A 9581-nucleotide genomic window follows, 5' to 3' on the forward strand; every position below is an offset into this window, starting at 1 on the left:
GACAACTGAACCGCTGGGCCACCAGCGGCCTCATCCACAAGCTCGGCCCCGGCCTCTACGCCGCCACGACATGGTCACCAACTTCCCTTGCGTGACCTGCGAAAACGCTAACTACCCGGCCTTGGGGGAAGGCCCACCTTGTCCAGCGGCATCTCATGCGCTTCGAGCTGCTTCATGCCGCCATCGTTTCGCGCTTCGGCAACTCAGACCTGAGAAACACGGATTCTGCCAATCGTCACGCGCCGCTGGAAGCGCTCCGCCGGAATGCGCACCGGCGGAGCTGTCGGTGCTGGGAAACCTTCAGATCCTCGCGTCGGCTTCCGCGCTGTGACCTGGTCGCTCCTGCTCTCTTGGCGCCTCGATCAGGCCGTCGTGGTTCAGGAGGGGGAGATCGAGAACCCGAGGACGACTGCGGCTGAGACCACTACGGCACCGGGCGCGAGATCTGCCTCGGACACGGTCCCGGAGTCGCTGTGCCCCCGGTAGCGGCCGGCGCCGATGCTCTCCGGGTCGACGTCTTCGATGTGGATGACCGAGCCCAACTGCACACCTGCGGCATCGGCGTAGAGTTCCGCCTTCGCACGCGCGGTGCGGACGGCGGCGGAGCGTGCTTGGGCGCGGAGCTCTGGTTTGTTGCGCACGTCGAAGTCGACGCTCTCCAGGTGGTTCGCCCCTGCTTGGACGGCATCGATCAGCAACTGTTCGAGGGAGTCGAGTTCCTTCAACTCGATGGCGAACGCGGCCTGGCAGCGGTAGCCGAGGAACTTGCGTTCCGGCCCGTAGCCGTTCCAGGAGGTCTCCAGGCCGAGCCGCGACGCCGATACCCGGCCGTCCGACACTCCGTGGCTTCGTATGGCCTCGCGCAGCGCGGTGATGCCGGCACGCGCGACGGCGAATGCCTCCTGCGGTGAGGCTTCGGTTCTGTCGATGCCGAGGCGAATCCGGGCAAGGTCGGGGGCGGCTTGAACACTGGCGGCGCCGTAGCTGGTAACGCCCCAAGGAGTACTGATCGTCGTCTGCATGCGCGGAAGTCAAACACGCTGTCGCACGCCGCGTGGGCGATTGGTGCCACGTCGATCATCTGATCGAGCTACGTCTACCGAGCCGGTGTCGCTGCCTGACTGACCGGTCGCTCTATGGGACGCAATCGAGCCCTCGTGCCGGTCCGGAATCTCGGTGGTGGCGATGAGCCGGGCGGGAGAGCATTCGCGGATGGAACGGATAGTGACCTCGACTGGGCGGCCCGTCAGATCGCTCGCAGGCGGCAGGGCTGGGAGTCGGCCGGGCTGACGGTTGATGCTCTGACGTGGCGGGATGAGGCGGCTGCCTGGCCGCAACGATTGGAGACCCCCCGAAGCTGCGTTCAGGACCCGGATTCGCTGGGGGTGCGGATCACCGGGGCGGGTGGGGCCGAGCTGCAGGTTGTCTTGTTCCGGGGTGGCTGGGCCGATGTGGACTTTGTGACTCGGGCCGGCGTGGTCGTCACGGAGGCGCCGCAGGTGGGTTTCCCGGAGGAGTTCGGGGCGCTGGTCGACAGCCTCGTCTGGCGGGCGTTCGGTGATTCGGCCGATGCGGGGGCGGAGGCGGAGCTCTGGAGGAGGCTCGGGCATCAGTTCGCCGAGGACGATGGGTCGCTGCCGGAGGTGGAGGTGGCGGGCCTGAGTGCCGAGGGCATAGGCCGTGCCTACGGTGCGCTCCTGGCGGTTGCCGCGCCGCTGGGGGAGAAGGTCGAAGTATGGCCCGTTGTCGGTGATGAGGGCATCCCTCTGCGCGAGGTGGCCGATCCGGCGGCGGCCGTGTTCCGCGGTGAACTGCATCCCTTCCACATTCTGCTGACGGGCATTGCCTTCGACTCCGTCGAGATCCCCGATCTGGGTCTCTTCGTCGGGGAGGACATCACCCTCGACTTCCGTTCCGGCGAGGGTTGGGACCCCGCCGTTCTCGGGGCGTTCGTACGGCTTCTCGCGAGCCTCCGCGACCTCGAAGATGGCGCGTCGATCGGATTCTGGCGTGTCGCGCACGCGGAGGAACGGGAGAGGTTCGCCGACGCCGTCGCGGTCTACCTGGCACATCGGCGGTAACGACGTCGTTGACTCGGTGGGCAGTTCCATGTGGACAGACGCGATCTCGTTCGCCTGCTGAGAGGTCAGCGCTCGCCTACATGAACGTCCTCGTGATGTTGCGACTCTGCAGTTTGCGGGGGCAATTTGCGTGAGCGATGCGTGAGCGGACGGGTTGGAAAGGGCCATCCCGTCACGGACAGTGAAACATGTCGCGCGGCGCTGACCAGCAGGAACAGCACCGCGCGACACGTTTCATCACTCACGATCACAATCCCAGCGGCGCTTGTAAAGCGAAGGTCGTCGGTTCGAATCCGACAGGGGGCTCCGAGGTGAACCCCGGGTCAGGCCTCTGACCTGGGGTTTCTCCTATTCGGTGACCATGGAATGGGCTGGCGAAGGCCATCTGGCATCTAAGTATCGAAAAGCGCAGGTCGAGGGTTCACGCACCGTGGTCACGGTAAGGCTGCTCATCGCTGTGACCTGCGGCTTTATGGCCCAGCCTGGCCTGCAGAGAGTGTGTACCCACCTCTTTCGGTGGACGAGCGGTGGACAGCGCCGCTGACGGGACGTCAGGCATGGAATGCCGGAAGTCCCTGGTGGCCCTGTGTCTTGTGGGAATTCCACCCTGTGCCTTGTCGGGAATCGACAGTGGCAGGCGCCGCTCTGCCGGCAATATGCTTCCGACGAGCAGGGCTTTTTCGGCGCCCGGCCACGTGGTCGAGCAGGGCCTCGATGGTCCTCGTGCCGATAGAACTCCGTCCACTTTTGTGGAGGATCACGTGCCGTCGATCTCGGTCACAGAACCATCCGATTTGAAGCGGAAGCGTCGCGGTAGTCGGTGATGGGTGGGATCGGCTGGTGGTGGGCCCGGAGGCGGGGCGGGAGGGGGTCACCGCGACGTCGTAGTGGCTGACCTGGGCCCGGGTCTGGTGGAGGGGTCGCCATAGCTCGCGGGTGATGACTGTCTGGGCGGTGTGGCGGGGGTTGAGGTGGATGCGGCCAGGCAGTGACGGATGGCGTGGACCGAGGGCCGCAGCAAGGGGCCGGGGATCAGCCGACGGCCTCGCTCTCCCTGGGGATCTGGGCTTTTCCCTGCTCAGGGGTCTCTCCCACCTCGGGTTCGGGTTCGAGGAAGGCGGCGCGTTGGACGGCGAGGAACGCGGTGGCGAGCATGCAGCTTGTGACGTACCGGTGCCAGGGCGTCCATTTGCGGACCTGGTACTGATCGAAGCCGACGAGCTGCTTGTTGATCTCGTTGTCCTCCTCGATCTGCCGGCGCCCGCCCGCTCTTGAGATGATCTCCGGGACGATGGTGCCGTGAGGTGCGCGAGTGAGGAAGTATGCGACCTCCCGGTGGAGTTGGCCGTCCGTGCCGCGCCGGTTGGGGTGGACCGAGCGCCGTAGCACCGGCCAGTGCTCGAAGCCCTCGGCCGGCTCCTCGCCCTTCACGCGCACGGCGAAGGCCGTCCAGTCGTATGCGCGGGTGCCCTTCGCACCGTCACCGCACGAGCGGCGTTCCCACTGATCGCGGACCTCCGCGTAACGCAGCAGGTCATCGCCGAGCGTCACCACCGGCTGGCGAGGCTTTCCCGGCGGTCCCTTCAAGGGGCGGTCAACGGGAACGCCCAGCACGTAGGAGACTTCCCCGTCGTGGCACCACTGCCGCAGCTGCGGACCTCGCGCCCGCGATGAACAGGCCGTGGGGCGCGCTCGGTGTATGGGTCTGCTGAACGACCAGGCTGGCAGCGTGCTGTCCTCACCGTCCGTTGGGGGGTTTTGGGCTGCTGTTATGTGCGGCCCGGAGCATTCCGGTGAAGATAGCTCTGCGTGACGAGAATTGGTAAAGAATTCGTAAAGCGATGGGTGGGAAAACTGGTAAAGGATGACATGTGCTGACTGTGTGATCTTCCCGTGCGTTCGATGTATCGAAAGACTGTGCGAACTTGTGGTGCGCCAGTGACGGTTGTGGCGTACTCGAATACACGGGGGGTGTATGCGGTGTTGCGTGCTGTCCTGGTCCGAACGCGGCTTGTGGTGGTGGCGGTTGTCCTGTCGGTGGTGGCGGGCGGCGGTTGGCTGAGCTTCCTGCCGGCCCAGCAGGCCACGGCGCAGGCGCCCGTGCAGCAGGCGGCCGGTCGTGGGCCGGCGCCGGTGAAGCCGCAGAAGCCGATGACGTTGGCGGAGCGCCGCAAGCAGGTCGGATTCCTGCCACCGCGGACCGCATCGCATGCGCTGCCCCCGGGGCATGGTGTCCCGGCCACCGCGCAGCAGGTCGCGGAGACGAACAAGCGCCGGTCGGGCATGGTCCCGGCGCCGAAGAGCCGGTCGGCGGTCGCCGCGACGAAGCATTCGGGCTTGGTCTACTGGCAGGTGACCCAGGACCCGTTCGGGAACACCGCCGCCCAGCAGGGCGGATGGCTGGGCAGTCTCGGCAACCACATGGGGGCCGCTGTTCCCGGTGAGCCGTTGATGGTGTCCTCCGCGGTGTACCAAACCGGCGGCGATCCCAATGTCGTGGAGTGGCACCCGGTCAAGGTCTCCTACCAGATCACGAACTACTGCAACGACGACCCCGTACCGGACATCGACTTCAATCAGGTGGTGTCTGCGCCGAGTTGGGGCTTTACCGGTCCCACAGCGCCGACGCCGCCAGTCGTCAACACGGTCATCACGCTGCCGCCCAAGCCGTGCACGAAGTCCGATCCCCTGTATTTCGTCCACGAGTGCGTCCGGGTGATGGACGACAGTGCGGACACGGGTGGCTGCGGCTCGTACAACCACTTCGCCATCGTCCCCATCCTGCCCGTCGACGCGACCCGGGGCTGCATCTGCGGGGACGCCAGCGGCAGCCCGCGCTCGGACGTGCTGCGCGGCGATCCGGTCAACACCGCCACCGGCGCGTTCGCCGAGTCCTTCGCCGACGCCGCGGTGTCCGCGCCGGGGATCTCGTTCACCGCGAACCGCAGCTACGCCTCCGATGTCGCCGCCTCGGGTGTGCTGGGGAGGGGCTGGCTGCTGCCCTGGGAGAGCAGCCTGGAGGTCCTCAGCGGCGGAAATGTCACCCTGCATGCGGAGGGCGGTGCGCTGCATCCCTTCACCAAGGCATCGGGTGGGACGTTCACCGCGCCGGGCTGGGCAAGGTCGTCCCTGGTGGTCGACGGGCCGGGCTACCGGCTGACGACCCCGGATCACCGCACGCTGACCTACGACGGCACCGGTCACCTGACGGCGATGAAGGACTCCTCCGGTCAGGGGCTGACGCTGGCGTACACCGGCGGTCAGGTCTCCTCGATCACGGACGCCGCCGGGCGCACCGTGGCCCTGGCCTACACCGGCGGACGGCTGAGCAAGCTCACGCTGGCCGACGGCCGGCATGTCGACTACGGCTACACCGGAGCGCAGCTGACATCCGTCACCGCACTGGACGGAGCCGTGAGCACCTATGGGTATGACACGGCCGGTCTGCTGAACGCGGTTACCGACGCGTTGGGCCACCGGCAGGTCTTCAACGTCTATGACGCGCAGGGCCGGGTGACGTCCCAGACCGCGGCGGACGGTGCCAAGACCAGCTACGCCTACACCAAGACCGGCGTGTTCGACGAGGTGGACACCACCGCACCGGACGGCGGGGTGTGGACGGACATCTACGCCACGAACCTGCTCTTCACCCAGATCGACCCGCTGGGCAACAAGAGCTACTACCGCTACGACGGCCACTACAACCGCGACAACGCCATCGACGGTGAAGGCCGCCAGACGTCCTGGGACTACTACGCCAGCGGCCAGCTCAAGGACCGCCTCATCGACGGCTATGAGAACTGGACCTACGACGCCGCAGGCAACCTTGCCACCTACAAGGACAGCGACTACCACACCACGACGTACGGGTACGACCCGCAGAACCGGCTGATCTCGGCCAAGGACGCCCTGCTGCACGAGACGACCTACACGTACTGGCCCAACGGGCAGCGCAAGACCCAGAAGACACCCCTGGGTCCGATCACCAACTACGAGTACGACGCCACAGGGAACCTCACCACCGTCACTACGCCCGAGGGCCGCAAGACCACCCGCACCTATGACGCCTCGGGCCGGTTGAAGACCGTCGTCGACCCCCGCGGTAACGCGACCGGTGCGGATCCGGCGAAGTTCACCACCACCTACGGCTACGACGACGGCGACCGCATCACCTCGGTGACCGACGCCCGCGGCCACCTGACCGCCAGCAAGTACGACCTGGCCGGGAACCTGAAAACGGTCACCGACGCGGCGAACCGGGTCACCACCTACGACTACGACCCGGCCAACCGCCTCAAGACCACCACCGACCCGCTTGGCAAGACCACCACGGCCGGCTATGACCTGGCGGGCCGCCAGATCTCGGTCATCGACCGCACCGGCGCGAAAACCACCTACGGCTACGACAAAGCCGGCCGCCTGATCCAGACGGTCACTGCGCGCGGTTATGCCCCCGGCGCGAAGACCGCGGACTTCACGTGGACTTACGGGTACGACAAGGTCGGTAATCGCAAGACGACCACGGACCCGCAAGGCCACACCATCGCGTTCGACTACGACGCGAAGAACCAGCCCACCACGACCACTGACGCCCTGGCCCACAAGCGCACCGTCACTTATGACCGTGAAGGCAACGCCACCAAGCGGGCGGACGCCCTCGGCCACGACACGACGTTCGTCTTCGACGCCGCGAACCGGCTCACCGCGACCAAGACGAACAGTGGCGACACCACCACCTACGAATTCGACAACGACGGGAACCTGGCCGCCCAGGTCACCCCGCTCAAGGAACGCACCACCTTCGGCTACGACAAGGACGGACTGCGCACCAGCAGCGTGGACCCGCGCGGCAACGCCACCGGCGCGAACCCGGCCGACTACACCACAACGGTCAAGTACGACGAGGCCGGGCAGCCGGTCGCGGTGACCGACCCGCTTGGGCACCTCCGCAGCACCGGCTACGACGCCAACGGCAATGTCATCTCCACCACTGATGCCCGGGGCAGGACCGCCACCACCAGCTACGACGTGCTGGACCGTGTTGAGTCCACCATCGGTGCGGACGGCGGCAAGACCGTCTACAGCTACAACCCCGCCGGGCAGGCGGAGACCAAGACCGACGCGAACAACCACATCACCACCTACGGCTACGACGCCGAGGGCCGCACCACCTCCATCAAGGACCCGCTCACCCACATCGTGTCGTTGCTGTACGACCCGGAGGGCAACACCGCCCAGGTCACCAACGCCCGCGGCCAGAGCATCACCTCCACGCTGGACGCCCGCAACCTCATCACCAAGACCACGTACTCCGACGCCACCCCGGCCGTCTCCTACACCTACGACGCGGCGGGCCGGCCGGCCACCGTCACCGATGCCACCGGCAGCCGCACGCTGACCTTTGACGACGCCGACAAACTGCTGACCGCCACCTCGCCGGGCGTCGCGAAGCCCTTCACATACACGTACTTCAACGACAACACGATCAAGACCCGTGCCTACCCCGACGGTTCCACCACCACCTACGGGTACGACACCGACCAGCGCATCAAGACCGCTACGGTCAACGGCAAGGCCACCTCCTACGGCTACGACCTGGCCGGAAACCTCACCTCCACCACACTGCCCAGTACCCCGGCAGTCACCGAGACCCGCACCTACGACCGGGCAGGCCAGCTGGCATCGCTCTCGCAGGGTGCCGGTGCGCGCCAGTACGGGCGGGACGGCGATGGACGGGTCATCACTGACCAGTACAAGGACGCCACCACCGCCGTCTACCGGGCTACCCGCTACGACTACGACCCGGCCGGCCGGGTGGCCCGGGCCTGCGCCGACACCGGTGCCACCTCGTGCCTGACCGGCACCACCGGCGAGAGCTACACCTACGACAAGACCGGCAACCGCGCCACTGCCACCACCGTCGCTGGTACCACCACGACGAAAACCACCAACACCTACGACGCCGCCGACCAGCTGACCCAGGCCGTCACCGGAACCACCACCACGCTGTTCGGGTACGACAACGACGGCAATCAGACCAAGGTCGGCGCCACCGCCTCCACCTACGACCCGGCCGGGCGCCTGACCACCTCCACCACCGGAACCACCGCCGCCGCGTTCACCTACGACTCCGACGGCAACCGCACCACCACCAAGAAGAACAACACCCTGGTCGGCACGTCGCGCTGGGACATCAACAACCCGATGCCCCAGCTCGCCACCGACACCGACGGTGCGGGCGCTCTGGTGGGGGACTACCACTACGATCCGGCCGGCCGGCCGCAGTCCGTGGACCGCAGCGCCACCAGCAGCTTCTCCTACCTGCACGACCGCCAAGGCTCCGTCCGCAGCGTCATCGACACGGCAGCCAAGGAGACCTACAAGTACACCTACGGCACCTTCGGCGCCACCACCGGCACGGCCACCGTCGCCGGCGGGCAGCAGAGCGTGTTCGGTTACACCGGACAGGCCAAGGACTCCGCCCTCCCGGACCGGGTGAACCTGCGCGCCCGCAGTTACGACACCACCACCGGCCGCTTCACCAGCCGCGACCCGATCTCAGCCGCCACCGGCAGCCCCAACACCTCCTCTTACGCCTACGCCAACAACGATCCCGTCAACCAGTCCGACCCCTCCGGCGCCTGCCCCCTGTGTATCAGCGCGGTCGTCGGCGGCGTCATCGGCGGCGTAGTCGGCGCCGGCATCTACGCCCTCCAGCATCGCGACGGCCCGTGGGACTGGGGCGACTTCGCCTCCGCCACCGGCAAGGGCACCGTCATCGGCATCGGCGCCGGCCTTCTGGCCCCCATCGGCGGCGCCTCGGCCGCGGCGATGGGCCTTGAAGGCGCCTCCGCAACCTGGGCTGCAGCCGGCATCAACGCCGCGATCGGCGCAGGCTACAACTGGGCCGTCAATACCGTCCAATGCCAACCCACCACCCCCATGGACCTTCTCATCGGCGCCGCCGGCGGAGGAGGAGGCACTCTCATCGGCCCCGCCTTCAAGTGGACAAAGGGACTCTTCGGCAAGGGCGGTACGACCGCGTCGCCGCGATACGGCCCGGGAGCTGCGCATGCCGACGACCCGGCCTTCAACGGCGGTGGATTCTCTGTTAGTTCCATGACGGAGGAGGAGGGAGTCAACTACCTCTATCGCGGCCTCTCGACGGAACATCCCGGGTACGATGACGCAATTCAGGGAATCGCAACGCCCCGGGGCGGACACTCCAACATTCCATCTCACCATGATGGAAACACCAAGAGTATCTATACGTCCTGGACCACTGATAAAGAGACGGCCTTGCGCTTTGCGCGAGGTGCTGCGGAAGGCCGTAACGATCTTGGTGGTGTGATCATTCAGGTGAAACTTCCCCTGTACTACAGGGGCGGTTGGAGAGCTCGTAGGCGTCGTTGCGCGTAGTGGATCCGTTTGCTGATGGTTTGGTGGGTTCTGCGCCACATGGATTGGGCGAAGACGAGCGCGGAGGGGTGGCGCACATGC

At 66.7% G+C, this 9581-nt stretch carries 4 protein-coding genes; 2 read left to right on the forward strand and 2 right to left on the reverse strand.

Annotated features, from left to right (window positions below):
- Nucleotides 1-377: 377 nt before the first annotated feature.
- Nucleotides 378-1022, reverse strand: coding sequence for an SIMPL domain-containing protein (locus O3W51_RS45960; protein WP_269289917.1), 645 nt, complete (start codon nucleotides 1020-1022; stop codon nucleotides 378-380).
- A gap of 114 nt (nucleotides 1023-1136) precedes the next feature.
- On the opposite strand from O3W51_RS45960, the gene O3W51_RS45965 reads away from it, so the two are divergent.
- Nucleotides 1137-2081, forward strand: coding sequence for a hypothetical protein (locus O3W51_RS45965; protein WP_269289919.1), 945 nt, complete (start codon nucleotides 1137-1139; stop codon nucleotides 2079-2081).
- Nucleotides 2082-3113: 1032 nt separating this feature from the next.
- Here O3W51_RS45965 and O3W51_RS45970 read toward each other — a convergent pair.
- A complete protein-coding gene (locus tag O3W51_RS45970) occupies nucleotides 3114-3632 on the reverse strand; it encodes a hypothetical protein (protein ID WP_269289921.1) in 519 nt (172 codons plus the stop codon).
- Between the two features lie 465 nt (nucleotides 3633-4097).
- Between O3W51_RS45970 and O3W51_RS45975 the strand changes: the two genes are divergently transcribed.
- Nucleotides 4098-9500, forward strand: a complete 5403-nt coding sequence (locus O3W51_RS45975) for a DUF6531 domain-containing protein (protein ID WP_269289923.1) — start codon at nucleotides 4098-4100, stop codon at nucleotides 9498-9500.
- Nucleotides 9501-9581 lie beyond the last annotated feature (81 nt).

The sequence above is a fragment of the Streptomyces sp. H39-C1 genome (genome assembly GCF_027158125.1).
Taxonomy (GTDB): domain Bacteria; phylum Actinomycetota; class Actinomycetes; order Streptomycetales; family Streptomycetaceae; genus Actinacidiphila; species Actinacidiphila fildesensis.